The organism is Azospirillum agricola, assembly GCF_017876095.1.
GTDB lineage: Bacteria > Pseudomonadota > Alphaproteobacteria > Azospirillales > Azospirillaceae > Azospirillum > Azospirillum agricola.
This window is the reverse complement of record NZ_JAGINM010000004.1, coordinates 297628-324391: the sequence shown is the minus strand read 5'-3', so window position 1 is coordinate 324391 and position 26764 is coordinate 297628. Positions and strand designations below refer to the sequence as shown.

Genomic DNA, 26764 nt, shown 5'->3' with positions numbered 1-26764 from the left:
AGCCTTACGGGGCCGGTGTCGCGGCGCGCGCGGGCTCGGCCTGCGCCAGCACCTCGCCGGCGCGGGCGACCAGGGCGTCGTCGGGGGGGACCGGCGCGAAGCCGGCCTCGAACAGGGCGGCCAGATGATCGCCCAGCGCGCGGCGGCGGGCGTCGTTGGCCGGGCCGGGCAGGGTGCGCTGCCAGTCGATCGCCAGCCATTCGGCGAGGTAGGCCCGGTCCATCGGCTCCTGCCCGCCGACCATGCGGTAGGCGCGCAGCGCCAGCCGCAGCAGGTCCGGCCGCGCCCAGTTGGTGCGCAGCTGCTCCTCCAGCCGCAGGGCGATCCGCGCCAGGAACAGGGTGCGCAGCGCCCTCTGGTAGACCTCCCGGGCGGGGGCGGCGATGCGGTGGCCCTGGTACAGCCCGCCGGCCAGCCCCGGCGGCGCCCAGGCCCCGCGCTCCGCATGGCCGAGCGGCAGGGCGCGCAGGCCGTCCAGCACCGGCAGGATCGCGGCGGCGTCGGTGTCGTCGACCCGCGTCAGCGAACGCGGCGCCGTGCCGAGCGGGCGCAGCGCCTCCTCCACCGACCGCGCGGCGGCGTCGGCGCGCTCCAGCAGGGCGGCGTTGCCGTCGCGGCTGTGCAGCCAGAAGCCGCCGAGCAGCAGCCCGGCGGCCAGCGCGCCGCCGACCGACAGGGCGGCGGCGCGGCGCTGGCGGCGCTCCAGCGCCCGGTCGACCCCGGCGAGGCCGGCCTCGGGGAAGACGCGCTCGGGCAGCAGCCGGTCGAGGAAATAGGTTCCGGCCGGTTCGTCGACGGTCGTGGGACGGTCGGTCTGGGTGGCGCTGGTCAGGTGGATGCCGCGCAGCAGCGGCACCTCCTCGCCGGACTCCGAGGCGAAGGCGGTGTCGACCAGATCGGCCAGCGCCGTCTCCAGTTCGGCGATGCGCAGAGGGAAGGCGAAGGCGGCGCTGCGCCGCCGGATGTCCGGCTCCTGGTGCAGCCGGTCGAGCAGCCGCTCGTCCAGCCGCCGCACCAGATCGGCGAACAGGGCGTGGAAGGCGGGCAGCGGTCCGTCGGGCGCCTCCTCCGCCGGGAAGGTCATGCCCCAGACCTGCGTCCGGCCGGCGCGGTCGAGCGGGTCGAAGAAGGTGGCGAACCCCTCGACGAGATCGGCCTTGGTCAGCACGACATGGACCGGAACGCGCAGGCCCAGATGCGTCCGCAGCTCGTTCAGGCGCTGGCGGATGGTGATGGCGTGGGCGTGGCGCTCGGCGTCGCTCCAGGCGGCCAGATCGGTCAGGCTGACGGTGACCAGCACGCCGTTGACCGGCTGGCGCGGCCGGTGCGTCTTCAGCAGGTCGAGCAGCCCCGACCACACCCGCCCGTCGACCGCCCGGCGGCTGTCCTGGGTGGTGTAGCGCCCGGCGGTGTCGATCAGAACCGCGTGGTCGGTGAACCACCAGTCGCAGTTGCGGGTGCCGCCGAGGTTGGCGATCGGCTCGGCGATGTCGCCGCTGGCCAGAGGGGCGCCGAGCCGGGCGTTGGCCAGCGCCGTGCTCTTGCCCGATCCCGGCGCGCCGATCACCAGATACCAGGGAAGCTGGTAGAGGTAGCGGCCGGTCAGGCCGGCGCCGAACTTCTGCGTCTTCAGTCGGGCCAGCACGGCGTCGAGGCGCTCGCGCACGCTGCCCAGCTCGTCGAGCGACGCCTTCAGGTCGGGATCGCGGGCGGCGGCCAGCGCCTCGACCAGCCGGGCGTTGGCGGCGCGCTCGCGGCGGTCGATGGCGCGGTTGGCGGCGGCCCAGCCGGCCAGCGCCAGCAGCAGCGGCAGCAGGCGCTCGGTCCAGTCGGCGCCGGGCACGGCCTGCGGAACCAGCAGCCAGCCGCTCAAGCCCAGGGCCAGCACGCCCCCCAGCGAGACGCCCCAGCGCAGGCTGGCCGGCAGGCCCGCCGCGCGGGGGCGCCGCGGGCGGGCGGCGGGCGGGGCGGCGGAACCGGGGGCCGGCTGGCGGGGCGGGCGGGGGACGGTCATGGCGGCCGCCTCACTGCGGGTAGAGGCGGATGTCGATCCGCCGGTTGCTGTCGCGCCCGGCGGGCGTGTCGTTCAGCGCGATGGGTTCGGCGTCGCCGCGGCCCTCGGCCGACAGGCGGGCGGGGTCGAGCTGGCGCTCCAGCAGGGCGCGCACGGCCTCGGCCCGCGCGTCGGTCAGGCTCCGCGCGGTGGGAAGGCGGCCGTTGCCCGGTGTTTGGCCTTGGGACGTCTGGCCGTCGGTGTGGGCGGCCACCAGGACGCGGCCGGCCTCCGGCGCCAGCGCCTGTCCGACGCGGTCGACGATGGCGCGGTGGCGGGCCTTCACCGCCTCGCCGCCGGTGGCGAACATGGCGGCGGCGGGGACGCGGATGACCAGGGCGCCGTCCTCCCCGGCCAGCACCTCGATGGCGCCGGTGCGGATCTCCGGGGCGAGCAGGGCGGTGACGCGGGCGATCAGCGCCGGGCCGGCGGTCGGCGGCGGCGGCGGGGCGAGGCGGGCGATCTCGATGGGGCCGTCGGGCAGCAGCGCCGCGATGCGGGCGGCCACCGGCCCGGCCTGCCGCTCCAGCGAAGCGGAGAGCTGGGTGTGGAGCAGGGCGAGGCCCAGCCCGACCGCCGCCCAGGCCAGCCAGGACGGCAGGCCGCCGCCCAGCGGGCGGAAGCGCCCGGCCAATCCCGCCATGGCCGCCCCTTGCCCGGCGGGGGAGAGGCCGGGGCTGGGCTCGCCGCGCGCCCGGCGCAGGATGCGGTACAGCTCGTCGCGCAGATGGGCGAGGTCGTGGGCGCCGCGCGGCTTGTCGCGGTAGCGGCCCTCGAAGCCGAGCGACAGGCAGGCGTAGAACAGCTCCAGCTCGCGCCGGTGCAGGCGCGGGTCGCCCAGCATGGTGTCGAGCAGGTCGAAGAAGCGGTCGGCCCCGCCGGCGTCGGGGTCGAGTTCGGCGACGAGCCCCTGCTTCGTCCAGGCGCAACGGGCCCCCCAGGGGGCGGCGCGGACCACGTCGTCCAGCGTGGCGCTCAGCGCGAAGCGGCCGACGCGGATCTCCTCGGGCGTCAGGCCGGCGGCGGCGCCGTCCGTCTCGAAGCGCCGGATGGCCGCCAGGGACTGATCGCGCACGCCGTCGGGAGCGTCGTGGGTCATGCGGTCGCGCAGGCCCATGGCGAGGTCCAGCACCGGGGCGGCGGCGCCCAGCAACGGGTTCAGCGCCCCGCGCAGGCGCGGTTCCGGCAGATGCGGCGGCGGGGTGGGGACGGGTGCGTCGGGGATCTGGGTGCCGGGGATGGCGGCCTCAAGCGGCGCGGGCGCGGCGGAGGGAGGCATGGCGGAGGGAGGCATGGCGGGCGCGGGCATCCCGCCCGGCCGGCTGGCGGTCAGGAAGGCCGGCGCCGGGGGCAGCCGGGACGGTCGCGCGGGATCGTCCTCCCAGCGCGGTTCCCGTGGGCGCGGTTCCCGTGGGTCGAGCCGTGGCCCGTCCCCGCCCAAACGATCCTCCACCCCCACCGAATCCCCCATGCCAGCGGGCGCCGCCGCGCGTCCGAAGGAGGTATAGCAGGCGGGCGGCCGCGAAGGAACGCCGAGTCGCGGCGACAGGCTCCGGGGGGGAAGCGGAGGGGCCGCTCGGCCGGCCTCGCCGCCGGCCGTTCAGGCGTCGTCATGCCCGGCCGGAAGTCCCTCAGATCTCCAGCTGCATGCCCAGCTCGACCACGCGGTTGGGCGGGATGCAGAAATACTCCGAGGCGCTGGTCGACAGCTTCGACAGGAAGATGAACAGCGGCTCCTGCCAGCGCGGCATCCCGGCCAGCCGGTGCGAGCGGATCAGCGTCTCGCGGCTGACGAAGTAGGTCGTCTCCATCGGCTCGAAGGGCAGGCCGGGGATCTTCCTCTTCTCCAGCGCGTTGGGGATGTCCGGCTCGTCCTTGAAGCCGAAATGCAGGATCAGCCGGAAGAAGCCGGCCGACAGCGGCTTCAGCTCGTAGCGCTGGCTGTCGGGAACGTGCGGCACGTCCTGGATGTCGACGGTCAGCAGCACGATCCGCTGGTGCAGCACCTTGTAGTGCTTCAGGCTGTGCAGCAGCCCCGGCGGCAGGCCGCGCGGGTTGCCGGTGAGGAAGACCGCCGTGCCGGGCACCCGCTGGATCGAGCCGCCCTTCAGGCGCTCCAGCAGCGAGTCGAGCGGCAGCGCGTCCTCGGCCAGCCGGGCCCGCACCACCTCGCGCCCGCGCCGCCACGTCGCCATCAGCAGGAACACCGCCGCCCCGACCGCCAGCGGGAACCAGCCGCCCTCCTCGACCTTGATCAGGTTGGAGAAGAAGAAGGCCCCGTCGATCGACAGGAAGACGATCAGCGCCAGCCCGGCCTGCCACAGCGACCAGCGCCCCAGGCTGCGCGCCACCTTGTAGGCGAGCAGAGTGGTCGCCACCATGGTGCCCGTCACCGCGATGCCGTAGGCGGCGGCGAGGTTGCTGGAGGTCTGGAAGCTCAGCACCAGCGCGATCACCCCGGCCAGCAGCAGCCAGTTGAGCTGCGGCATGTAGATCTGGCCCTTCTCGTGCTCCGAGGTGTGGCGGACCTCCATGCGCGGCAGGTAGCGCAGGTGCATCGCCTGGAGCGTGACCGAATAGGCGCCGGAGATCACCGCCTGGCCGGCGATGACCGTCGCCGCCGTCGCCAGCACCAGCAGCGGCACCTGCGCCCAGTCCGGCGCCAGATGGTAGAAGGGATTCTCGATGGCGTCCGGCTCGTGCAGCAGCAGCGCGCCCTGGCCGAAATAGCAGAGCAGCAGCGAGGGCAGGACCAGCCCGAACCACGCCAGCCGGATCGGCTTGCGGCCGAAATGCCCCATGTCGGCGTAGAGCGCCTCGGCCCCCGTCACCGCCAGCACGACGGCGCCGAGCAGCAGGTAGCCCTTCCAGCCATGCTCGAACAGCATCTCCACCGCGTGGCCCGGCCAGATGGCGCCCAGCACGTCGGGGTATTTCAGGATCTGCCGGATGCCCAGCACGCCCAGCGTGACGAACCACACCAGCATCACCGGGCCGAACAGCTTGCCGACCTTCTCCGTCCCGAAGCTTTGCAGCACGAACAGCAGGATCAGGATGGTGACGGTGATCGGGATGACGTAGTCCTCGAACACCGGGGCGACGACCTTCAGCCCCTCCACCGCGCTCAGCACCGAGATGGCCGGGGTGATCAGGCTGTCGCCGTAGAACAGCGCGGCACCCATCACGCCGATCGCCATCACGGTGGCGGTCCGCCGGTGCCCCGGCCGCATCCCGCGCAGGGCCAGCGCCGTCAGCGCCAGGATGCCGCCCTCGCCCTGGTTGTCGGCGCGCATGACGAAGATGACGTACTTCACCGTCACCGTGATCACCAGCGCCCAGAAGATCAGCGACAGCACCCCGAGGATCACGTCGGGCGACAGGTCGAACCCGCCGCCCTGGGTCAGGCATTCGCGCAGGGTGTAGAGCGGGCTGGTGCCGATGTCGCCGTAGACGACGCCCAGCGCGCCCATAGTCAGGGCGCGCAGCTTCGTCGAATGCTCGCGGTCGGTCATGCTCGCTTCCATCGCCGTTTCCGTCCTTGGCCGTGCCGCTGGGCCGTCTTTCCGGGAGAAAGGCCAGGCTCACGGTTCCTGGAGCCTTATGCGTCGCCCGTCCCCAAGGCAAGGGCCGAGTGGCGAAACGCCCGAGCCGCTTTCAACGATCCATGGCGCGGGAGGGTGCGGCGAAAATCCTTCGCCGGGGCGCGGAGGGGCGGACCGAGGCAATTTCGTTAGACTCTGAAGGAATTCGTTGCAGCGCCACCGTTGAACGGCGTGTTCGCGCGCGATAATCCTAGGGTTGGCGTTGAGGCCGAACCGGGCGCACCTGAATGTGGCATGACTACACGAACGCTCTGATCACCGCCTTCGGGCTTGCCGGGCTGGGGTTCGGCATCGGGCAACTCGTCATCGTCTGTGGCGAGCGGATGATCGAAAAGCGCCACGGCACGTCCGGCGTGCGCGACGTCATCGCCCGCCGCGCCAAGATGGAGACCCTGTTCGAGGCCCGCCGCGCCGACCGCGTCGGCGAACTGCGCGAGGCCGACGGCGCCGTCCAGGAGCTGCTGGGCCGCCGGGCGTCGCTGGAGCGCCGGATCAAGGAATCGCAGCAATCCGGCGAGCGCCTCGTCCGTCTGGTCGGCGAGGAGGTGGTGGGGACGCCCTGCTACCTCGCCATGGTGGCCAACAAATATGTCGGCACCTCGACCTTCCAGCAGAAGGAACACGCCCTGATCGATTCGAGCTGGGCGCAGCCGCAGTCCATCGAGGTGTGGGCCAAGTCGATGGCCGAGGCGCGGGCGGAGATCGAGCGGCGCTACCCGCCGGCCTTCGGCTACGTCGTCACCCGCATGCAGGACATCGGCGCGGCCGCGGCGCCGGTCGCCAAGGCTGGCTGAGAAGCGAGGGAGGAGCCGCCATGCCCTATGTGTTCGCCGCCCTGGTGGGGCTCGCCTCGCTGGCGGTGTCGCTGCTGCTGGCGATGCGCCGGCTGAAGACGTCGGAGGAGCGCATCGCCAACGCGGTGGCGCGCAAGCAGGCGCAGGTGGAGCGCATCAGGAAGGTCGCGCGGACGACCTTGCAGCAGGCGCGCGACCTGCGCGACGCCCGCCGCCGCCGCAATTCGGTCGACATGGGCTGCGAGGAGCTGGAGCAGCGGGTGAAGGCGGCGGGATCCAACGACCGGCGGGTCTATGTGCTGGACGATCGCCGCACGCGGGCCGACGCCGGCTGGATCCTGCGGGTGGTGAACGGCGAGTACGCCGCGAAGGTCAACGCCCAGCTCGACCCCGTGGCGCTGGAGAGCTGGAAGCGCGGGCGCCGCATCCTGGTCTGGGGCCTGGACGAGAAGAAGGCGCGGGAGAAACTCCACGCCCGCTACCCGGAGAACAAGGGCTTCGCCATCACCGGCGCCGAGTCCTACCAGGGGTGAGCGGGCCGGGGGGCGGGCACGGGCGGACGGTGGGAAGGCGGCCGTTCGTGAGCGGGCCGTTCGTGAGCGGATTGTGTGATTTGGGTCATTGCCTTCTCCCCCCTGTCCGGTGTCTGATTGGGGGAGTGTTGTCATCCACTCTTTTCACTACCATGTTGTAACCAGCTTGCCCCACGATGGGGAGAGGCAAGCCGGGGATCGATGGTGGAGGGCCAATGATGGATCTCATTCTGCTCGGTGGTGCGATGGCCGCGGTTCTGGCCGGGGTGATCGCCACGCTCCCGACGCCGAAGCCGGTGCCGGTCCGCATCCGCGACCGCCGCCGCCAGCGCCGGTAAGGCCGGCGCCGGCCAGGTCTTCACCGGCCAGGTCTTCGGCGGCCAGTCGGCGGTCAGTGATCGGCGGTCAGCGGTCCAGGTCGCGGATCGCCCGGTTCAGTTCGAACTCCTTCGAGGCGACGTACGCCTCGGCACCCGTGATTCGCTTCTCGAAGTCGCGGAAGCGCTGGGTCAGGCCGGCGAGCGTCCGGTCCGGCTTGGTCGAGACCGCGCGCCAGAACGCCTCCTCCTCCGGGTTGCGGTAGAGCTGCGGCGGACGCACCGGCAGCGCGATCACCGCGATGACGTAGGCGACGATCAGCGGAAACGCGAAGAAGAACATCCCGATGAACACCGCCAGCCGGATCACGGCCGGCCGCACGCCGAAGTAGTCGGCCACGCCGGCGCAGACCCCGCCGAGCATGCCGCGCTCCTTGTTGCGGTAGAGCCGGTGCGGGTTGGGCGATTCGTAGGGGGAGTGATGGGGGGACGGGCGGTCCATGACGGCTCGGTCCTTCCTTGATGAGACGGTGTTCAGGCGGTCAGGTCTTGTTGCGCCAGTTCGGCGCCTCGCTGTCGAGCACGCGCTCCAGCGATTGGATGCGGCCTTCCAGGCGGTTGGCGATCTCCCACAGCTCGGCGAGCATCCGTTCGTCCTGGGCCGTCAGCCCGCGCTGGGACCGCCATTGGGTGATGTAGTGGAAGACGATCCAGATCGGCGCCACCACCACCATGAACAGCACCGCGATGACGAAACCGAAGAACCCCATGGCGGATTGGCCTTTCTTGTCGTTGGGGAGGGGGGCTGCGAGTTTTGGCGCCCGGCCCTTCTCCCTTGAGGGAGAGGGGCCGGGCAAGCGTACCCGTCCTCAGCTCCCCCGGCGGGCGGCGAGGCGGGCCTTCAGGGCGGCCAGCTCGCCTTCCACCTTGTGGGTGGCCTCCAGCTCGGCGATCTCCTCGGTCAGGTTGCGGGCGCGGCCGAGGTCGTAGGATTCGACCCGGCCCTCCAGCTCGTCGAGGTTCCGCTCGACCTGCTCGAAGCGCTGGAGCGCCTCGTTGATGCGCTCGTCGTGCAGGGTGGAGCGCACCTTGACCCGGTTGGCGGCGGTCTGGGCGCGGGCGGCCAGCGCCTTCTCGCGGGTCTTGGCGTCGGTCAGCTTGGCCTGGAGCCGGCCCAGGTCGTCGTTCGCCTTGGCCAGCGCCGCCTCCACATGGATGAGCTGCTCGGTCAGCGTGTCGGCCTGCTCGGCGATCTTCGACTTGGCCAGCAGGCACTCCTTCGCCAGATCCTCGCGGTTGTGGGTCAGGGCGATCTCGGCCTTGCGCTCCCACTCGTCGCGCTCGCGGCGCAGGTCGGCGACCCGGCGTTCGATCTCCTTCTTCTCCGCGATGATCTTCACGGTGGAGGAGCGGACCTCGATCAGCGTGTCCTCCATCTCCTGGATGATCAGGCGGATCAGCTTCTCCGGCTCCTCGGCGCGGTCGAGCAGGGAGTTCAGGTTCGACTGGATGATGTCGGTCAGGCGGGAAAAGATGCTCATGGTCGGGTTCCTGTGGTCGGCCCTTGCGGCGGGCCATGGTCAATCAGAGCGGCTTGATGAAGGCCGGGCGGTCGGCCGCCGGCCGGTCAGCCGAGAATCGCGCCGACGACGATGCCGCCGAAGAAGAACAGCCAGCTTTCCGCCGGGCGGGTGCGCAGGAACTGGCGCACGCGGCGGGCCAGCGGGGCGGTGTCGGTGCCGTAGCGGCGGCGAAAGTCGCTGAAGTCGGTCATGCGGTGATCTCCTTCCGTTGGCATCCCCTATCGCAACCGCCGTGCCAAACGGCTCAGGTCCGGGCTTTCCCTTGCCCGGCCTGGGGTTTGCCCATTCCCACCGCCGGTTGCCGCGTCGCCGATAAGGCGATAGAGTCGCCGAATTGGCGAAACAGTGGTGAATGGAGCGATGCCGGACACGCCGCCGCCCCTGCTGGGCGAATCCCCCGCCTTCCGTGAGGCCTTGGAGCATGTCTCGCGGGTGGCGCCGCTGGAGCGGCCGGTGTTGGTGATCGGCGAGCGCGGGACCGGCAAGGAGCTGATCGCCGCCCGCCTGCACTACCTGTCGCGGCGCTGGGACCGGCCCTTCGTGAAGGTGAACTGCGCGGCGCTGCCCGAATCGCTGCTCGACTCGGAGCTGTTCGGCCACGAGGCCGGCGCCTTCACCGGGGCGACGCGGCGGCAGATCGGCCGGATCGAGCAGGCCGACGGCGGCACCCTGTTCCTCGACGAACTCGCCACCGCCTCGCCCGCCGTGCAGGAGAAGCTGCTGCGCGCCGTGGAGTATGGCGAGATCGAGCGGGTGGGCGGGCGCACCGCGACGGTGGACGTGCGGGTCGTCGGCGCCACCAACGCCGACCTGCCGGCGCTGGCCGAGTCCGGCCGCTTCCGCGCCGACCTGCTCGACCGTCTGGCCTTCGACGTGGTGACGCTGCCGCCGCTGCGCGCCCGGCCGGAGGACATCCCGCCGCTGGCCGAGCATTTCGCCCTGGGCATGGTGCGCGAGCTGGAGCGCCCGCTGTTCCCCGGCTTCACCCCGCAGGCGCTGGCGGCCCTGCAAGGCCATCCCTGGCCCGGCAACGTGCGCGAGCTGCGCAACGCGGTGGAGCGTTCCGTCGCCGCGGCCGACCCGGACGAGGCGGTCGGGACGATCGTCCTCGACCCCTTCGCCTCGCCCTGGCGGCCGGTGGAGCGGCGTCCGGCACCGGAACCGCCGGCCGATCCGTCCCCAGCCCATCCGCCCCCAGCCGATCCGTCCTCGCCAACGGATGGCGGCATCCTGGAGGAGGTGCGCGCCTTCGAGGCGGCCAAGCTGCGCGACGCGCTGGAGCGCAACCGCTTCAACCAGCGCCAGACCGCGCAGGCGCTCGGCCTCGGCTACCACCAGCTTCGCGGCATGCTGAAGAAGCACGGGCTGATCGGCTGAGGGCGGATGGGCTGGGGACGGATGGGCTGGGAGCGGATCGGCCGGCGGTTCCGGTGCCGGACACCGTCACTTCTTCTCCAGCATCAGGGTGCCCTGGCGGGTCAGCTTGGTCTTCAGCTTGTCGGCCAGCATGCCGAGCGCCCAGGGCAGTTCGACCTCGACGTCGACCCGGTCGTCGGCGACGTCGATGCGGCCGGTGACGGTCTGGGCCAGGGCGACGACGCGGAAGGCCAGCCGGTCGCCCTCCCAATGGTCGTCGATGCTGGTGGCGACGGCGCCCAGCCGCGCCCGCGCGTCGCCCAGCCCGTCGGCCAGCCGCCGCTTCGCCTCCGCCCGGCCGAGCGAGTGGGGAATGGACAGGGTCAGGGGCTTGGGCATCGCGGGGCTCTCCGGAACGGGCGGTGATGCGGGAACAACACGCAGGGAGGCCGTTGGGTTCGTCCGCTCCCCCTTCCGCCCCCCGATTGCACAAACCGTCATTCTTTCGCCACGGTCGCGAGACAAATCTTCGGCGCGGCGATCACGCTCTTCCGGCCCGGCCGGGGTGGGCGTTATATGGCCTGAACAATCCACCCCACCCACACCGCCGTACCACGCCAGAGGGGCAGCGAGCGCACCGTGACCGCCGACCGACCGGATCAGCTTTTCGCGGGACCGCGCCCCGTCCGCACCCGGGACGAGCCGACGCCGCTCGACCGGCTGGCCGGCAAGGCCCGGTCGATGCCGGCCCTGTCGCTGCCCAAGCTGCCGCGCGGCAAGGCCAAGCCGCCCAAGGCGCCGCCGCCTGCGCCCCGGCCGCCGGCCGCCGGCAAGCCCCCGAGGCCGCCCAAGCCGCCGGCCGCGCCGCGCCGCGCCGCGCCGCGTCCGAACGGCGGCGGGTCGTGGCTGTCCCGGCTGGTGCAGTGGGGGCTGGTCGCGGCGATCTGGTGCGGCATCGGGCTGGGCGCCGTGCTGGCCTGGTTCGCGCTGGATCTGCCGGACATCTCCAAGGTGGCGCAGTTCGAGCGGCGCGCCTCGATCACCGTGCTGGCCGCCGACGGCAGCGAGTTCGCGCGCTTCGGCGACCTGCACGGCACGACGCTGGGCGTCAAGGACCTGCCGCCGCATCTGGTCAACGCCGTGCTGGCGATCGAGGACCGCCGCTTCTACAGCCATTTCGGCGTCGATCCGATCGGGCTGATGCGCGCCGTCTACGTCAACTGGCGGTCCGGCCGGGCGACGCAGGGCGGCTCGACCATCACCCAGCAGCTCGCCAAGAACCTGTTCCTGACGCCCGAAAAGTCGCTGCGCCGCAAGATCCAGGAGGCGATGCTCGCCCTGTGGCTGGAGCACCGCTTCACCAAGGACCAGATCCTCACCGCCTACCTGAACCGCGTCTATCTCGGCGCCGGGACCTTCGGGGTGGACGCGGCCTCGCGCACCTATTTCGGCAAGCCGGCGACCCAGGTCGACCTGCGCGAATCGGCGGTGCTGGCGGCTCTGCTGAAGGCGCCGTCGCGCTACGCCCCGACCTCCAACCCCGACGAATCGGCCGAGCGCGCCCGCATCGTCATGAACGCCATGGTCGCCGCCGGCTTCGTCACCGCGCAGGAGGTCGAGGCCGCCCGCAACGCCCCGCCGTCGCCGCGCCGCAAGCCGGGCGGCGACGGGCGCTATTTCGCCGACTGGGTGACCGATCTGGTGGCGGGCTTCGTCGGCCCCGAGCATGGCGACGTCATCGTCCGCACCACGCTGGACCTCAGGATGCAGCGCGCCGCCGAACAGCGGCTGGAGGCCCTGCTGGCGACGGCCGGCCCGGCCGCCAACGCCCGGCAGGCCGCCCTGGTGGCGATGACCCCGGACGGTGCGGTGCGGGCGCTGGTCGGCGGCCGCGACTACGACAGCAGCGAGTTCAACCGCGCCACCCAGGCGTTGCGGCAGCCGGGCTCCGCCTTCAAGCCCTTCGCCTATCTGGCGGCGCTGGAGGCCGGCTGGTCACCCGACAGCCTGATCGAGGACGCGCCGGTGCAGATCGCCAACTGGAGCCCCGGCAACTACGACGGCAAGTTCCGTGGCACCATCACGCTGGCGACCGCGCTGGCCCATTCCTCCAACACCGCGACGGTGCGGCTGGTCGACCGCATCGGCACCGAGCGGGTGCGCCGGGTCGCCTCGGCGCTCGGCATCGGTTCGCCGCTGACCAAGGATCTGTCGCTGGCGCTCGGCACCAGCGAGGTGTCGCTGCTGGAGCTGGTCCGCGCCTACGCCGGGATCGCCAACCGGGGGGTGCCGGTCTGGGGCTACGCCATCACCGAGATCAAGGACCGCGACGGGACGCTGCTCTACCGGCGGCAGGGCGGCGGCGGTGGCGCCGTGGTCGACCCGGCCCACGCGGTGCAGATCGCCCGCATGATGGCCGGGGTGATCGAGTTCGGCACCGGCAAGGCGGCGAAGCTCGACCGCCCGGCGGCGGCCAAGTCGGGCACGACGCAGGAGTACCGCGACGCCTGGTTCGTCGGCTTCACCGCCGATCTGGTGGCCGGGGTCTGGCTCGGCAACGACAACAACGAGGCGATGAAGAAAGTCACCGGCGGCACGCTGCCGGCCAAGCTGTGGCGCGACTTCATGATGGACGCCCACGCCGGCCGTCCGGCGCGCCCGCTGCCGGGGGTGGAGGGGGCGCCCGCCTGGACGGTGCCGGTCGCCTCGGCGGATGTTCCGGCGGGCCGTCCGGCGGGGCCGGCACCCACGGCGGCGCCGGCGCCCGCCCAACGCGCCGACGGCGGCATCGGCTCGCTGATCGACAAGCTGACCGGCGGCGGCAGCGCGCCGCGGGTCCAGTATGATTATGGGAACCAGATGCGTTGAATCCGCCCGACCCTCAATCCCCTTTCCCCTCCGGGGAGAGGGAGACCGAGGCGGTGGGGAGCAGGCGCGCCACGACCCCCCGCCCGGCGGTCGCGCCCATGGCGAAGCAGCCTTGCAGCAGATAGCCGCCGGTCGGCGCCTCCCAGTCCAGCATCTCGCCGGCCAGGAAAACGCCGGGCAGGCGCTTCAGCATCAAGGTCTCGTCCAGTTCCGCCAGCGCCACGCCGCCGGCGCTGGAGATCGCGCGGTCGATGGGACGGGTGCCGGTCAGCACCATCGGCAGCGCCTTGATCGCGCGGGCCAGCGCCGCCGGGTCGGACAGGGCGGCGGCCGGGGCGAACTCGCGCAGCAGGGCGGCGCGCGGGCCGGACAGCGACAGCGCCTTCTTCAGGAAGGTCGCCAGCGACTCGGCGCCCCGGCGGCGCAGGCGCTTCAGCAGCTCCGCCTCCGGCATGTCCGGCAGCAGGTCGAGCGTCAGCCCGGCCCAGCCCTCCGCTTCGATGGCGTCGCGCAAGGGGGCGCTCAGCGCGTAGACGGCGCCGCCCTCGATGCCGGTCCCGGTGATGACGAACTCGCCCTTCAGGCGGCGGCCGGCGAAGGACAGGCCGACGCTCTTGACCGGCTGGCCGGCGAAGCGCTCGCGCAGATGGTCGGACCAGGGGACCTCGAAGCCCATGTTGGACGGGCGCAGCGGCGCGATCTCCACCCCGCGCGCGGCAAGGATGTCCGTCCAGCCGCCGTCGGAGCCGGTGCGCGGCCAGCTCGCCCCGCCCAGCGCCAGCAGCGTGGCGCGCGGGGCGGCGGTGACGGCTGCGCCGTCCGGCCCGGTCAGGGCGAGCCGTCCGTCGGCGTCCCAGCCGGTCCAGCGGTGGCGGCCGTGCAGCGTCACGCCCAGCCCGCCCAGCCGGCGCAGCCAGGCGCGCACCAGGGTGGATGCCTTCATCTGCACCGGAAAGACCCGGCCGCTGCTGCCGACGAAGGTCTCGATGCCGAGCCCGGCGGCCCAGCCGCGCAGGTCGTCCGGCGAGAATCCGGCCAGCAGGTCGCGGAACAGCGGCGCTTGCGCGCCGTAGCGCGGCAGGAAGCGGTCGAGCGGCTCGGAATGGGTCAGGTTGAGCCCGCCGCGCCCGGCCAGCAGCAGCTTGCGCGCCGGGGTGGGCATGTGGTCGAACACCGCGACGCGCAGCCCGGCGGAGGCCGCGACCTCGGCCGCCATCAGCCCGGCGGGGCCGGCGCCGATCACCGCGACGTCGGGGGAGAAATGGGGGGCGGCTGACAAGGCGGGGGCTTTCTGGTGCGGGAAATCTTGCCCCACCCGCCCCTCCTCCGCTGAGCGGGGGGAGGGGCGGGTGGGGGCACGTATCGGCCAGTGACGGTCAATCCTCGTCCTGGGCGACCTCCTCGGCGAGGTCGGCGGCGAGGTCGGCGAAATAGCCGGCGTCCACCTCCAGCCCGTTCTCCTCGCAGATCCGCATGAAGACGCGGTAGGCGTGCAGGATCGCCACGTCGAGAACGGCGAGATCGGCTTCCTCGCTGTGGCGGTCCTCGACGTCGCGCTCTTTCAGGGTGGCGACGATGTCGTGCGCGGCGGCTTGCAGGACCGCATCCATGGCTTGTTTGTGTTGGTTCGACATCGCTGGGAATCCTCGTTCCGGTCGAGCTTCGCGCCCCCGCCGGGCAAAACCGGGCGCGGCCCGGCGGGGGTGGCCGAAAATGCGGAGGGAGACGGGCGCATCCGGGCTCCGCTCCTCCGCGAAAAATCGGCCTTCCCCTTGTTGTAGAATCCTTTTCCGATGCCGAACAAGCCCCTTACGGAGCGCCTCTGCGGGCGATCCGCAACGCCTCCGCCAGCACCTCCGAATCGCCGATGTGGTTGGCGAGCAGAAGCACCAGTTTGGCGTTCAGCGCGGCGCTCTGCTCCGCCGTCAGGTCGCGGTGGCTGTCGATCAGGGCCTGGTAGAAATCGTCGGGGTTGGCGAGCCGGTTGTCGGTCGCGAGCGTGGCCATGGGGGAGCTCTCCTTGGAAAAAGCGGGTCAGCGGCCGGTGGGGTGATGGCCGGTGGGGTGGCGGCCGGTGGCGCGGTCCAGCGCGGCGATCAGCGCCGCGGCGTCGAAGCGGCGCCAGCGGGCGGCGACATGCTGGTCGGGGCGGATCAGGTAGACGGCGCCGGGCGACAGGTCGTAGCGCTCGCGGACGCGGCCGGCGCAATCCACCAGCTCGTTGGCGAGGCCGCGGCGGCGGTCGGTGACGGCGTGCCAGACCAGCGGCAGCGGCCCGGCGGCCAGCCGGTCGAGCGCCTCGGCAACCTCCGCCGGCACCGGATCGGTCCCGGCGGCGTGGAGCACGACGAAGCGCCCGTCGAGCGCGTCCATCAGCCAGCCGGCCTGTCCGTCGCTCCGCTCGACCGGCGCGTCGGTGGCCGGGGCGCCGGGCACCATGCGGCCGGCGAAGGCGTCGCTGTCCGGCGTGTTCAGCGGGCTGTCGCTGTAGGTGGTCGGGGTCGACAGCCGGCCGGAATTCACCAGCGAACGGGCGAAGGGATGGTCCGCCGCCAGCTCCAGCACGGCGTCGCGGAAGATGCGGCTCATCGCGCTCTTCGGCGTGATGAAGTCGGTGGAGCGGGTCGAGTTCAGAAGATTCTCCCTGGCCGCCGCCACCCGCTCGTCGGAATAGCTGTCGAGCAGGCTGTCGGGCGCCAGCCCGTCGATGACCAGTTTCAGTTTCCAGCCGAGATTGTCGGCGTCCGGCACGCCCGAATTGGCGCCGCGCGCCCCGAAGGGCGAGACCTGGTGCGCCGAGTCGCCGGCGAAGAAGACGCGGCCGTGGCGGAAGCGCTCCAGCCGCCGGCACTGGAAGGTGTAGACCGACACCCATTCCAGCTCGAACGGCGTGTCCTCGCCCAGCATCGCCTTCAGGCGGGGGATGACGCGCTCGGGCTTCTTTTCCTCCTCCGGATCGGCGTCCCAGCCGAGCTGGAAGTCGATGCGCCAGACATTGTCGGGCTGCATGTGCAGCAGGGCCGACTGCCGGCGGTGGAAGGGCGGGTCGAACCAGAACCAGCGCTCCGCCGGGAAGTCGGCCTTCATGACGACGTCGGCGATCAGGAAGCGGTCCTTGAACACCTCGCCCTGGAACTCCAGCCCCAGAATCTTGCGGATCGTGGATTTGGCGCCGTCGCAGGCGATGACCCAATCGGCCTCGACCGCGTGGATGCCGTCCGGCGTCTCGACCTGGAGGACGACGTGGTCGTCCATCTGCCGCAGCGAGACGACGCGCGAGCGCCAGCGCAGTTCGATCCGGTCGGACTTGCGGGCCTCGGCGACCAGATAATCCTCCAGGTAATATTGCTGGAGGTTGATGAAGGCCGGGATCTTGTGGTCCGGCTCCGGCAGCAGGTCGAACTGGTAGACCAGCCCGTCGCCGTTGAAGACCTTGCCGATCTTCCACACCACCCCCTTGTCGATCATCCGCCGGCCGGCGCCCAGCCGGTCCCACACCTCCAGCGCGCGCTTGGCGTAGCAGACGGCGCGGCTGCCGACGCTGACGGTGTCCTCGGCGTCGATCACCACCACCGGCACGCCCTTCTGCGCGAGGTCGAGCGCGGCGGTCAGCCCGACCGGGCCGGCGCCGATGACGACCACCGGATGGCGGCGCACCGTGCCGGTGCGCTGCTCCTCCGACGGTGTGTAGGGGTAGGTCGGGTAGCTGTAGGTGGCGTGCATCGGCGTTTCCCCCTGGGGATGCTTTTTTGGATGGTTCGCTGGCGGATTGTTGTTGTTGCTAACGATACAGTTTCATTTGATACCAATCAAGCCCTCCCGCCGGGTGGGGGCACGACGCGATACCGGCATGGTCACCATGACGGAAAATCGGTATCGCGAACAAGGGTGGCGGTGTAGCGTCGGTCGCCTTGCCAGAGATGACCGGAGAAAGGATCCGTCCATGAGCCTGCCGCGCCCCACCGTCTACGCCATCGACGGCGTGGTTCCCGTCATCCACCCGACCGCCTTCGTGCATCCGGCGGCCGTGCTGATCGGCGACGTGGTGGTCGGTCCCGGCTGCTACGTCGGCCCCGGCGCCAGCCTGCGCGGCGACTTCGGCCGCATCATCCTGGAGGAGGGCTGCAACGTGCAGGACAACTGCACCCTGCACGCCTTCCCCGGCGAGGACGCGGTGGTCGAGGTCGACGGCCATGTCGGCCACGGCGCGGTGCTGCATGGCGGCGTGGTCAAGCGGGGCGCGCTGGTCGGCATGAACGCGGTGGTGATGGACGGCGCCGTGATCGGCGAGAACTCCATCGTCGCCGCCATGGCCTTCGTCAAGGCCGGCTTCCAGGTGCCGCCGCGCTCGCTGGTCGCCGGGCTGCCGGCCAAGGTGGTGCGCGAACTGCGCGACGACGAGATCGCCTGGAAGGCGGAGGGGACGCAGGAGTACCAGCGCCTCGCCGTCCGTTCGCTGGCGACCATGACCGCCTGCGCCCCGCTGGAGGCGGTGGAGCCGGACCGCCCCCGCGTGGACGCCGGCAGCAGCCAGCCGCTCTATCAGGTCAAGGGCGCGTAGGGAACGGGCCACCGTGAAGGCGGCCCCGTGGAGGCGGCGGTCAGTCCTCCGCCGCCTCCAGGGCCGCCCCGGCGGGGGCGGCGGCGCGGGCGGCGGGGGCCGCCAGCTGGTCGGCGCGGGCCTGCAACCGGTTCAGCAGCCGGTCGAGCAGGGCGCGCTCCTCCTCCGGCAGGGCGTCGGTCAGGTCGGATTCGTAGGCGAGCGCCATCGGCACGATCTCGGCGTAGATCGCCAGCGCCTTGGGCGTCAGGGTCAGCAGCGCCTTGCGGCGGTCGGTGTCGCCCGATTCGCGCAGGATCAGCGCCGAATCCAGCATGCGGCTGATGGCCCGGCTGACCTGCACCTTGTCCATCGCGGTGCGCTGGGCGATCTCGCCGGCGCTCAGCGTCTCGCCGCCGCCCAGCACGGCGATGATGCGCCATTCGGGAATCGTGATGCCGAACCGCTTGTCGTACAGCTTCGCCACCGTGTGGCTGACCGTGTTGGCCAGAACCGACAGCCGGTAGGGCAGGAAGCGCGTCAGGTGCAGCGCCGCCGGGTCGGCGCTGGCCGGGTCGGCGCTGGCTGGGGCGGCGCTGTCGGGCGCGGGGCGGCGGGTGGACGGCATGGGCGGAGGCTTCGTGGCGGCTGCGTGGCGGTTGTCCGATTCCATCCTGCCCGGGAATTTTATGCTTGCAACAGTTTCAAACGAAACTAATCATGGGGGCCGACAATCCGGGGTGCCCGAACGCCCCGCCAACGCCCGACGGGAGGACGCCGTGAAGAACTGGATTTCGTTTCCGAAGCTGGAGGGAACCGCGACGCGGCAGGCCCATGTGCGGCTGCCCGCCGGCACCTACGAGCGCGAGATGGGGCGCGAGGGCTTCTTCGGCCCGGCGACCCAGATGCACCACGCCCACCCGCCGACCGGCTGGATCCGCTTCGACGGGCCGCTGCGGCCGCGCGCCTTCGACCTCAACCATCTGGAGCGCGCGCAGGATTGCCCGCTGGCCGCCCCCGGCCTGATGGGCAACGGCGCGACGCAGGTGCGGCTGTGGCGCTTCGAGGGCAGGATGGAGCATCTGGTCCGCAACGCCGACGGCGACGACCTGCTGTTCTTCCACCAGGGCGGCGGGCACCTGTTCTGCGACTATGGCCATCTGGAGGTCCGCGAGGGTGACTACGTGGTCCTGCCGCGCAACACCGCCTGGCGGCTGGAGACGGACGGGCCGGTCATGGTGCTGATGATCGAGGCGACCGGCGACGCCTACCGGCTGCCGGCCAAGGGCATCGTCGGCACCCACGCGATCTTCGACCCGGCGGTGCTCGACGTGCCGCTGCTCGACGACGCCTTCCAGTCCCAGAAGAGCGAGCGCGAGACGGAGGTGCGCGTCCGCAAGCGCGGTCGGGTCTGCTCGATGACCTACCCGTTCAACCCGCTGGACGCGGTGGGCTGGCACGGCGATCTGGCGCCGGTGCGGCTGAACTGGCGCGACATCCGGCCGCTGATGAGCCACCGCTACCATCTGCCGCCCTCGGCCCACAGCACCTGGGTGGCGAACCGCTTCATCGTCTGCACCTTCGTGCCGCGCCCGATCGAATCGGATCCGGAGGCGCTGAAGCTGCCCTACTACCATTCCAACGAGGATTACGACGAGGTCCTGTTCTACCATCGCGGCCAGTTCTTCTCGCGCGACAACATCCATCCGGGGATGGTGACCTACCATCCCTCGGGCTTCCCGCACGGCCCGCACCCGAAGGCCTACGAGGTCGCCCAGAAGCACGAGCGCAAGGACACCGACGAGGTGGCGGTGATGATCGACACCCGCGACCCGCTCGATGTCCTGGAGCCGATGGAGGCGGCGGAATGGGCGGGCTACGTCGACAGTTGGAGGGCGAGGTAAGGGGGCCGGACGGCCGGGGCCGCCGCGACGGGGGCCCCGGTGAGCGGCGCAACGACAGGGAGCGAGACAGAGGATGAAGCTGGCGAGTTTGAAGGCGGGCGGGCGCGACGGAACCCTGGTCGTGGTGTCGCGCGACCTGTCCCGCGCCCAACCCGTGCCGGCCGTCGCCGCGACGTTGCAGGCGGCGCTCGACGACTGGGCGGCCGTGGCGCCGCGGTTGGAGGCGGTCTATCGCGACCTGAACGCCGACCCGGCGGCGGGCGAGGCGTTCGACCCGGCGCTGGCGGCCTCGCCGCTGCCGCGCGCCTACCAGTGGGCGGACGGCTCGGCCTACGTCAACCATGTGGAGCTGGTCCGCAAGGCGCGCGGGGCCGAGATGCCGCCGAGCTTCTGGACCGACCCGCTGATGTACCAGGGCTGTTCCGACGGCTTCCTGGCGCCGACCGACCCGATCCCGGCGGCGACCGAGGCCTGGGGCGTCGATTTCGAGGCCGAGATCGCGGTGATCACCGACGACGTGCCGATGGGCGTCTCGGCGGCGGCGGCGGGCGGCCACATCAGGCTGCTGATGCTGGTCAACGACGTGTCCCTGCGCAACCTGATCCCGGCGGAGCTGGGCAAGGGCTTCGGCTTCTTCCAGTCGAAGCCGGCGTCGAGCTTCTCCCCCGTCGCGGTGACGCCGGACGAGCTGGGCGGCTCCTGGGACGGCGCCAAGGTCAACCGGCCGCTGGTGACGCGGCTGAACGGGGCGCTGTTCGGCACCCCCGACGCCGGCACCGACATGACCTTCGACTTCCCGACGCTGGTGGCCCACGCCGCCAAGACCCGCCATCTGGCGGCGGGCAGCATCGTCGGCTCGGGCACCGTGTCGAACAAGCTGGACGGCGGCCCCGGCAAGCCGGTGGCCGAGGGCGGCGTCGGCTATTCCTGCCTCGCCGAGCTGCGCACCATCGAGACCATCGCGACCGGCGCGCCGCGGACGCCCTTCCTGCGCTTCGGCGACCGCGTGCGGATCGAGCTGTTCGACGAAGCCGGCGCCAGCGTCTTCGGCGCCATCGATCAGGAGGTGGTGCGCTACGACGGGCCCTGAGCGGCCCGAGGAAGGAAGGGGCGCCCCGCCTTTCGGAGGGGCGCCCCGTTTTTTGCGCGCTTCAGGCCAGCGCGCCGGCCATCAGCCGTTCGGGAGGCGGCGCCTCCGGGATGTGCTGGGAGACGTAGCCTTCGCTGTGGATCCGGTCCTCCCTGGCGCCCAGCGTCCGCGCGGCGGCGGCGCACGCTTCGACGAAGGCCGGGCTGCCGGCGATGAACACCGCGTGGCCGGACAGGTCGGGGAACAGGCCGGGCAGGATCGCCGGGATGCGTCCCGTCAGCCCGCCTTCCCGCGACTCGCGGGTCAGCGTCACCTGGACCTTGAAGTTGCGGTGCCTCGCCTGCCAGTAGGACAGAAGCCCGCGCTCGTAGACGTCCGCCGCGGTGGAGGCGGAGAACAGCAGCGTCACCGGCGGGCGGTAGCCCCGGCGCAGCGCCGCGTCGGTCAGGGCCAGGATCGGCGCCAGGCCCGACCCGGCGGCCATGCACAGCACCGGGCTGTCGACCGACGGGTCGCCGATGAAGGTGCCGTAGGGGCCGGACAGCCGGACCGTGGCGCCCACATCCAGCGTGTCGTGGATCCAGTTGCTCGTCGGGCCGCCGTCGACGCGGGTGACCTGGAGGACGATCTCGCCGTCCGGGCGCGGGGCGTTGGCGATGGAGTAGCAGCGCGGCGGCGCCCCGGCCGAAGCGTCGCCCAGCATCACATACTGCCCCGGCCAGTAGCGCAGCGGCTGGCCGAGCGGGCGCAGGCGCAGCTCGACGATGCGCGGCGTGCGGGGGATGCGGTCGGTGACGACGAAAGGGGCGTTCTCGCGCGGGGGGAACAGCTTGGGCTTGGCGTCGGCGGTGCCGAACTCGATGACCAGCTCGTCGGAGATCGGCTTGGCCATGCACATCAGCCCGTAGCCGTCCTTCCGCTCGGCCCGCGACAGCGCCATGTCCAGCACCATGCCCTGGTCGAACTGGCCTTCCAGCACCTTGACCTTGCATTCGCCGCAGGCTCCGGCGCGGCAGTTGTTGGGCAGGGCGTAGCCGGCCTGCTCCAGCGCCGACAGGACGGTCTCGCCGTCGCGGCAGTCCACCGTGCGGCCCGAGGGGTGAAGGCGGATTCGGCTCACCGGAAAATCCTCAAGAGGGAGCGGGAAGGGCTCCTCCCGCTCGCGGAGCGGGAGGGGCGGGCGCGCGCGGCTCGGAAGACCGGGCTCAGAAGACCGGGATGATCTCGTCCATGTCGATGTCGCGGACCTCCTCGCCGGTGATGCCGACCTCGGGGATCGCCGGGAACGGGATGCCGTAGCGGTCCAGCACGCCCTTCAGGTTCAGCATGGCGTTGCGCCAGTTCTCCTTCTTGGCCTCGTAGTCCGGGATGTGGAAGCCGGCGTTGCGGGCGATCGCCTCGGCCTCGCGCTGGGTGGCGATGAAGTCGTCGGGCAGGTCCCAGAACTGCGGCGGCGGCTCGAACAGCACGGCGGACAGGAACAGGTAGCCGGCGCGGATCTGCTTGGTGATGATCGCGCGGTCCTCGACCAGCAGGTGCGGGTAGTCGCGCTCCATCACCGACATGCAGATCGCCATGTGGCGGCCCTCGTCGCGGCCGATGTTGCGGAAGGCCTCCTTGAACACCGGCTCGGTGCAGCCCGCCGCCATCTGGTGGAAGATGGTCGCCGCCGCGATCTCGCCCATCAGGAAGGAGCTGAACAGCACCGCCAGCGAGTATTTCGGCACCGCCTTCTTGTAGCCGTCCCAGTAGCGCCCGCCGTTGTAGTAGAGCCAGTGGGCGTTGCGCTGGAGCCGGCGGCCGAGGTCGGTCTTCGGCACGTAGGTCAGCGGGCTGGTCGCCTCCAGCAGCCGGGTGATCGCCAGACCGCACATGTGCTCGTGGTTCTGCTCGTCGCGGGTGACGGAGAAGAAGCAGCGGCGGACGGGGTCCTCCTCGTGCACCTCGTAGGTCTTGATCAGCGCGTGGGCGAAGACCGGCGGGGCCGAGGCGTCGAACACCGACAGGATCGTCCACCAGTAGGCGATGGCCTCGCGTTCCTCCCAGCTGTAGCGGGTGACGTCGAAGCTGTCCCACGGCAGCTTAGCCGGGTCCCAGTTCTCGCGCTGGGCGGCGGCGTAGACCTCCTCCAGCTTCTTCGTGTGGGATTCCCAGGACAGCGGGTAGACGTTGGGCTGCGGGGTGTCCGGGGGGAACTCCATCGTGTTGGCGATGGGGGTGTAGTCCTTGGCCATGGGGCGTTTCCTCCTCAAATCCGGTGGGCGCTCGTGTTTGTCCATTGGCGCCTTGTGGGGATTTTTATGACACAAAAACTGCGAGCAATCAATTATATCTGTATCGTATTGATGCGCGCTTGAATTATGGGCATTGCATTGAAAAGAAACGGACAATTCGAAAATGAGCGAATTGATCCAGATCAATTCATCATCATGGCTTCGGATGACGCGTGGCGGATGTATCGAATCGGTGGTCGCCGCGCCGCCGCGCGCGCAGGCACGGGGGAGGCGCGGGGCGGTCCGCTCGTCGTGAGGGTGTGCGGGGCGCGTCAGCCGATGGCGGCGGCCGGCTCGCTGTCCAGCAGGCCGCCGAAGCGGGCGTAGAAGGAGGGCTGCGCCTCCGGCAACGGGCCGTTGGCGGTGGTCAGGACCGACATCAGGTAGGCATCCGATGGGGCGGTCAGCCGCCGGTACAGGTTGCGCGTCAGCATCCGCGATTCCTGCCCCGGCCAGTCGGCCGACAGCAGGTCGGGCGGCAGCATCGGGTCGCGCAGCAGGATGCGGCGGAAATCATGGATCATCAGCGTCCGCACCACGAAGCTGGCGCGCAGGTCGGGCTGGTCGGCGGTGTCGAGCGCCGTCCACAGCGGGCGGAAGCGATCCAGGAAGGCGACGTAGTCGTGTTCGAGTTGATCCACGTCCCAGCAGCCGCGCACCAGATCGCGCAGCGACCCGAAGCCGCTGGAACGGTCGAGCGTCGCCTTCATGTGGACGATGCGGTCGGCGACCCCCAGCTCGGCGAGCAGCCGGCGCATCGCCGCCTCGTCGCAGTTGGGGTGGGCGTAGACGGTGGGCGAGGCGGCGCCGAAGCCCTGCCAGACCAGCTCGCGTTTCAGCGCGTCGCGGGTTTCGGCGTCCAGGCTGTTCGGCGGCACCATCAGCAGGTCCCAGCCGCGGTCCCAGTCGCGGACGAGCGGTGCGTAGATGCGCCGGTCCGCCGCTTCGAAGCGTTCCTTGCCGCTGTCGGTGACCCGGTAGAAGCTGCGCCGGCCGATCTGGGTGTTGGTCAGCCAGTCGTCCTTGCACAGCCGGAACACCGAGGTGCGGACGATCCGCTCGCTCATGCCGAACAGGGCCATCAGGTCGATCAGCCCGCCCAGCCACGCCGAGCCGCCGTGCGGCAGGATCGCGTCGCCATAGACGGTGATGATCAGCGACTTCGCGCGCGGGGCGACCGCGTCGGTCAGCTGGGCGGCGAGATCTTCAAGGCGGCGCGGGCGGGCCATGCGGACGGGGCGTCCTTTTTGCGAGACGGTGCGGGCGCCCCTGTATACGCAACCCGCCCCGGTCAGGGCCAGCGCCATGCGCCATGGGCGTGCATCGGGCGGCGGGATATGGGGGTGTCCGGACTTTCCGTTTGACAATCAATAACGTGATACACTAGTTTGCATCCATCAAAAGAAAAATGTGTCACGAAATCGAAGGCTGGAACGCGTCCCTCCAATGGATCGGAGCAACGGATCGCAACCGGTCCGCATCGGAAGCCGCATCGGGAGGACGCGCGCGGCATCCGGACGACCCCGTGGATCATGGGGGAAATTTTTTCTTCCGAAATCATTTCGTTTGAAACATTATGTTCGGCAAATCGTCCTTCGGTTCAACGAAGGGCGCAGCAAGACGGGAGGAAACCATGCGCAATCGCTTGCTCTCCACCATGGCCGCGATGGTCGGCCTCGCTCTCGGCGCCATGGCGGGGACGGCGTCGGCCGCCGATCCGATCAAGGTCGGCGCCATCGTCTCGGCGACCGGGCCGGCCTCCTTCCTGGGCGACCCGGAAAAGAAGGTGCTGGAGCTGTACGCCGACCGCATCAACCAGGCGGGCGGCGTCGCCGGGCGCCCGGTGCAGCTCACCGTCTACGACGACGGCGGCGCGGCGGACAAGGCGGCCTCCTTCACCAAGCGGCTGATCGAGAGCGACAAGGTCGACGTGATCGTCGGCGGCACGACGACGGCGGCGACCATGGCGGCGGTGCCGCTGGTCGAGCGCGCCGAGGTGCCCTTCATCTCGCTGGCCGGCGCGGTCGTGATCGTCGAGCCGGTGAAGAAATGGGTGTTCAAGACCCCGCACACCGACCGGATGGCCGCCGAGAAGGTCATGGAGGACATGAAGGCGCGCGGGCTGACCAAGCTGGCGCTGATCTCCGAGGATTCGGGCTTCGGCAAGTCGGGCCGCGAGCAGACCGTCGCCGTCGCCAAGGAGCGCGGGATCGAGCTGGTCGCCGACGAGACCTACGGCGCCAAGGACACCGACGTCACCGCGCAGCTCACCAAGATCCGCAACAACGCGGCGGCGCAGGCCGTGCTGGTGTTCGGGCTGGGGCAGGGGCCGGCGGTGGTGACCAAGAACTACCGCCAGCTCGGCATCGCGCTGCCGCTCTACCAGTCGCACGGCGTCGCGTCGAAGGAGTTCATCCGGCTGGCCGGCGGTGCCGCCGAGGGCGTGCGGCTGCCGGCCGCCGGGCTGGTCGTCGCGGCGCAGCTCGCCGCCGAGGATCCGCAGAAGAAGGTCGTGACCGAGTTCACCAAGGTCTACGAGGAGGCCTTCAGCTCCGAGGTCTCGACCTTCGCCGGCCACGCCTATGACGGGCTGATGATCGCGCTCGACGCGGTCAGGCGCGCCGGCGGCACCGACAAGGCCAAGCTGCGCGACGCCATCGAGCAGACCAAGGGCTATGTCGGCACCGGCGGCATCGTGACGATGAGCCCCAAGGACCACATGGGCCTGACGCTCGACGCCTTCCACATGGTCGAGGTCAAGCAGGGCGACTGGGCGCTGGTGAAGTAGGGGCGCCGGCGCTTCGCCATCCCCCACCACGTCGCCACGCATCCCCCTCGCCCCGACCCTCTCCCCGCTCTCGGCGGACCAAGGGTCCGCCTGCCGCGTCAGCGCAAACTTCGTTTGCGCGTGAGCGGGGGGAGAGGGGGAGGCTTGCGGAAAAGGGTCATCAGGGAACGGCCATGTTCGCGGAACTGCTGCAATACATGCTGTCGGGGCTGACCATCGGCGCGATCTACGCGCTGGCCGGGCTCGGCTTCTCGATCATCTACAACGCCAGCCACGTCATCAACTTCGCCCAGGGCGAGTTCATCATGATCGGCGGCATGGCCTCGGCGACGCTGACCGCGTCCGGCGTGCCGCTGCCGCTCGCCATCCTGATCGGCTGCGGCGGCGCCATGCTGGTCGGGGTGCTGGTCGCCAAGTTCGCGGTCGAGCGGGCGCGCAACGCCTCCACCGTCACCCTGATCATCATCACCATCGGCGCCTCGATCTTCCTGCGCGGCGTGGCGGAGCTGGTCTGGGGCAAGGACTTCAAGCGGCTCGACGCCTTCTCCGGCGAGACGCCGATCCAGCTGATGGGCGCCTCGATGCAGCCGCAGTCGCTGTGGGTCGTCGGCTGCGCCGCGGTGCTGATCGTCGCCATCGGGCTGTTCTTCAACCGCACCCTGACCGGCAAGGCGATGCTCGCCACCTCGCACAACCGGCTGGCCGCCCAGCTCGTCGGCATCGACGTCAAGCGGGTGGTGCTCGCCTCCTTCGCGCTGTCGGCGGCGCTCGGCGCCATCGGCGGCGCGGTGGTGGCGCCGATCACCTTCTCCTACACCGAGATGGGCATCATGCTGGGGCTGAAGGGCTTCACCGCCGCCGTGCTCGGCGGGCTGGGGCACGGGCCGGGCGCCGTCGCCGGCGGGCTGATCGTCGGCGTCGCCGAGGCGCTGGGCGCCGGCTACCTGTCGTCGGCCTACAAGGACGCGGTCGCCTTCGTCATCATCCTGGCCGTCCTGCTCTTCATGCCGAACGGGCTGTTCGGCAAGCGCGGCACCGAGCGCGTGTAACGACCCGTGCCTCC

General features: G+C 71.2%; 26 protein-coding genes. 10 read left to right on the top strand and 16 right to left on the bottom strand.

Going from position 1 to position 26764, the window contains the following annotated elements:
• Positions 1 to 4: 4 nt before the first annotated feature.
• From tssM to J2847_RS07935, 3 genes are all read right to left on the bottom strand, one after another.
• On the bottom strand, positions 5 to 2014 hold the full coding sequence (gene tssM, locus J2847_RS07945; protein WP_209778425.1) for a type VI secretion system membrane subunit TssM: 2010 nt from the start codon (positions 2012 to 2014) through the stop codon (positions 5 to 7).
• Between the two features lie 10 nt (positions 2015 to 2024).
• Positions 2025 to 3332, bottom strand: a complete 1308-nt coding sequence (gene icmH, locus J2847_RS07940; RefSeq protein WP_209778423.1) for a type IVB secretion system protein IcmH/DotU — start codon at positions 3330 to 3332, stop codon at positions 2025 to 2027.
• Between the two features lie 352 nt (positions 3333 to 3684).
• The gene (locus J2847_RS07935; protein WP_209778422.1) at positions 3685 to 5577 is read right to left on the bottom strand and encodes a potassium transporter Kup; all 1893 of its coding nucleotides are present in this window, start codon (positions 5575 to 5577) and stop codon (positions 3685 to 3687) included.
• 305 nt (positions 5578 to 5882) lie between these two features.
• On the opposite strand from J2847_RS07935, the gene J2847_RS07930 reads away from it, so the two are divergent.
• The 3 genes from J2847_RS07930 to J2847_RS34565 all read left to right on the top strand — a co-directional run bounded on the left by J2847_RS07930 (position 5883) and on the right by J2847_RS34565 (position 7320).
• Positions 5883 to 6449, top strand: coding sequence for a hypothetical protein (locus J2847_RS07930; protein WP_209778420.1), 567 nt, complete (start codon positions 5883 to 5885; stop codon positions 6447 to 6449).
• Between the two features lie 20 nt (positions 6450 to 6469).
• Entirely contained in the window at positions 6470 to 6982 is a 513-nt protein-coding gene (locus tag J2847_RS07925; RefSeq protein ID WP_209778418.1) for a hypothetical protein, read from the top strand.
• 215 nt (positions 6983 to 7197) lie between these two features.
• Entirely contained in the window at positions 7198 to 7320 is a 123-nt protein-coding gene (locus J2847_RS34565; protein ID WP_263300937.1) for a hypothetical protein, read from the top strand.
• Positions 7321 to 7387: 67 nt separating this feature from the next.
• On the opposite strand, the gene pspC is transcribed toward J2847_RS34565, so the two are convergent.
• From pspC to J2847_RS07905, 4 genes are all read right to left on the bottom strand, one after another.
• Positions 7388 to 7801: an envelope stress response membrane protein PspC gene (gene pspC / locus J2847_RS07920; RefSeq protein ID WP_085555346.1), complete on the bottom strand. Its 414-nt coding sequence runs from the start codon at positions 7799 to 7801 to the stop codon at positions 7388 to 7390.
• Positions 7802 to 7841: 40 nt separating this feature from the next.
• Positions 7842 to 8069 carry an envelope stress response membrane protein PspB gene (pspB, locus tag J2847_RS07915; RefSeq protein ID WP_209778417.1) on the bottom strand — a complete coding sequence of 76 codons (228 nt, stop codon included), beginning with the start codon at positions 8067 to 8069 and terminating at the stop codon, positions 7842 to 7844.
• Between the two features lie 99 nt (positions 8070 to 8168).
• On the bottom strand, positions 8169 to 8840 hold the full coding sequence (pspA, locus tag J2847_RS07910) for a phage shock protein PspA (protein WP_209778415.1): 672 nt from the start codon (positions 8838 to 8840) through the stop codon (positions 8169 to 8171).
• Positions 8841 to 8926: 86 nt separating this feature from the next.
• On the bottom strand, positions 8927 to 9073 hold the full coding sequence (locus tag J2847_RS07905; RefSeq protein WP_179166186.1) for a hypothetical protein: 147 nt from the start codon (positions 9071 to 9073) through the stop codon (positions 8927 to 8929).
• Between the two features lie 169 nt (positions 9074 to 9242).
• On the opposite strand from J2847_RS07905, the gene pspF reads away from it, so the two are divergent.
• Positions 9243 to 10259, top strand: a complete 1017-nt coding sequence (gene pspF / locus J2847_RS07900) for a phage shock protein operon transcriptional activator (RefSeq protein WP_209778414.1) — start codon at positions 9243 to 9245, stop codon at positions 10257 to 10259.
• Between the two features lie 66 nt (positions 10260 to 10325).
• On the opposite strand, the gene J2847_RS07895 is transcribed toward pspF, so the two are convergent.
• Positions 10326 to 10637 (bottom strand): polyhydroxyalkanoic acid system family protein, encoded by a 312-nt coding sequence (locus tag J2847_RS07895; RefSeq protein ID WP_085555342.1) that lies wholly within the window; start codon positions 10635 to 10637, stop codon positions 10326 to 10328.
• A gap of 240 nt (positions 10638 to 10877) precedes the next feature.
• Between J2847_RS07895 and J2847_RS07890 the strand changes: the two genes are divergently transcribed.
• Positions 10878 to 13106: a transglycosylase domain-containing protein gene (locus J2847_RS07890; protein WP_209778412.1), complete on the top strand. Its 2229-nt coding sequence runs from the start codon at positions 10878 to 10880 to the stop codon at positions 13104 to 13106.
• A 13-nt stretch (positions 13107 to 13119) separates the two neighbouring features.
• Here the strand turns inward: J2847_RS07890 and J2847_RS07885 are convergent, their stop codons facing one another.
• From J2847_RS07885 to J2847_RS07870, 4 genes are all read right to left on the bottom strand, one after another.
• Positions 13120 to 14385: a BaiN/RdsA family NAD(P)/FAD-dependent oxidoreductase gene (locus J2847_RS07885; protein ID WP_267912499.1), complete on the bottom strand. Its 1266-nt coding sequence runs from the start codon at positions 14383 to 14385 to the stop codon at positions 13120 to 13122.
• Positions 14386 to 14482: 97 nt separating this feature from the next.
• Positions 14483 to 14740, bottom strand: coding sequence for a hypothetical protein (locus tag J2847_RS07880; RefSeq protein ID WP_085555339.1), 258 nt, complete (start codon positions 14738 to 14740; stop codon positions 14483 to 14485).
• 175 nt (positions 14741 to 14915) lie between these two features.
• A complete protein-coding gene (locus tag J2847_RS07875) occupies positions 14916 to 15113 on the bottom strand; it encodes a DUF2783 domain-containing protein (protein ID WP_209778411.1) in 198 nt (65 codons plus the stop codon).
• Positions 15114 to 15140: 27 nt separating this feature from the next.
• Positions 15141 to 16829, bottom strand: a complete 1689-nt coding sequence (locus J2847_RS07870; protein ID WP_209778409.1) for an FAD-dependent oxidoreductase — start codon at positions 16827 to 16829, stop codon at positions 15141 to 15143.
• Between the two features lie 220 nt (positions 16830 to 17049).
• Between J2847_RS07870 and J2847_RS07865 the strand changes: the two genes are divergently transcribed.
• Complete coding sequence (locus J2847_RS07865; protein WP_209778407.1) at positions 17050 to 17667, top strand: phenylacetic acid degradation protein PaaY; 618 nt, start codon at positions 17050 to 17052, stop codon at positions 17665 to 17667.
• A gap of 40 nt (positions 17668 to 17707) precedes the next feature.
• Here the strand turns inward: J2847_RS07865 and J2847_RS07860 are convergent, their stop codons facing one another.
• On the bottom strand, positions 17708 to 18274 hold the full coding sequence (locus J2847_RS07860) for a MarR family winged helix-turn-helix transcriptional regulator (protein WP_209778406.1): 567 nt from the start codon (positions 18272 to 18274) through the stop codon (positions 17708 to 17710).
• Positions 18275 to 18425: 151 nt separating this feature from the next.
• Between J2847_RS07860 and J2847_RS07855 the strand changes: the two genes are divergently transcribed.
• Together J2847_RS07855 and J2847_RS07850 are read left to right on the top strand one after the other, a co-directional pair.
• Entirely contained in the window at positions 18426 to 19550 is a 1125-nt protein-coding gene (locus J2847_RS07855) for a homogentisate 1,2-dioxygenase (protein ID WP_209778404.1), read from the top strand.
• A 73-nt stretch (positions 19551 to 19623) separates the two neighbouring features.
• Positions 19624 to 20640, top strand: coding sequence for a fumarylacetoacetate hydrolase family protein (locus J2847_RS07850; RefSeq protein WP_209778401.1), 1017 nt, complete (start codon positions 19624 to 19626; stop codon positions 20638 to 20640).
• Positions 20641 to 20701: 61 nt separating this feature from the next.
• Here the strand turns inward: J2847_RS07850 and J2847_RS34805 are convergent, their stop codons facing one another.
• The 3 genes from J2847_RS34805 to paaX all read right to left on the bottom strand — a co-directional run bounded on the left by J2847_RS34805 (position 20702) and on the right by paaX (position 24142).
• Complete coding sequence (locus J2847_RS34805) at positions 20702 to 21760, bottom strand: 2Fe-2S iron-sulfur cluster-binding protein (RefSeq protein ID WP_209778400.1); 1059 nt, start codon at positions 21758 to 21760, stop codon at positions 20702 to 20704.
• Between the two features lie 85 nt (positions 21761 to 21845).
• Positions 21846 to 22874 carry a hypothetical protein gene (locus J2847_RS07840; protein ID WP_209778398.1) on the bottom strand — a complete coding sequence of 343 codons (1029 nt, stop codon included), beginning with the start codon at positions 22872 to 22874 and terminating at the stop codon, positions 21846 to 21848.
• A gap of 311 nt (positions 22875 to 23185) precedes the next feature.
• Positions 23186 to 24142 carry a phenylacetic acid degradation operon negative regulatory protein PaaX gene (paaX, locus tag J2847_RS07835; protein ID WP_209778396.1) on the bottom strand — a complete coding sequence of 319 codons (957 nt, stop codon included), beginning with the start codon at positions 24140 to 24142 and terminating at the stop codon, positions 23186 to 23188.
• Between the two features lie 404 nt (positions 24143 to 24546).
• Here paaX and J2847_RS07830 point away from each other — a divergent pair, with 404 nt between their 5' ends.
• Positions 24547 to 25701, top strand: coding sequence for an ABC transporter substrate-binding protein (locus J2847_RS07830; protein ID WP_209778395.1), 1155 nt, complete (start codon positions 24547 to 24549; stop codon positions 25699 to 25701).
• 173 nt (positions 25702 to 25874) lie between these two features.
• Positions 25875 to 26750 (top strand): branched-chain amino acid ABC transporter permease, encoded by an 876-nt coding sequence (locus tag J2847_RS07825; RefSeq protein WP_209778393.1) that lies wholly within the window; start codon positions 25875 to 25877, stop codon positions 26748 to 26750.
• Positions 26751 to 26764: the final 14 nt, after the last annotated feature.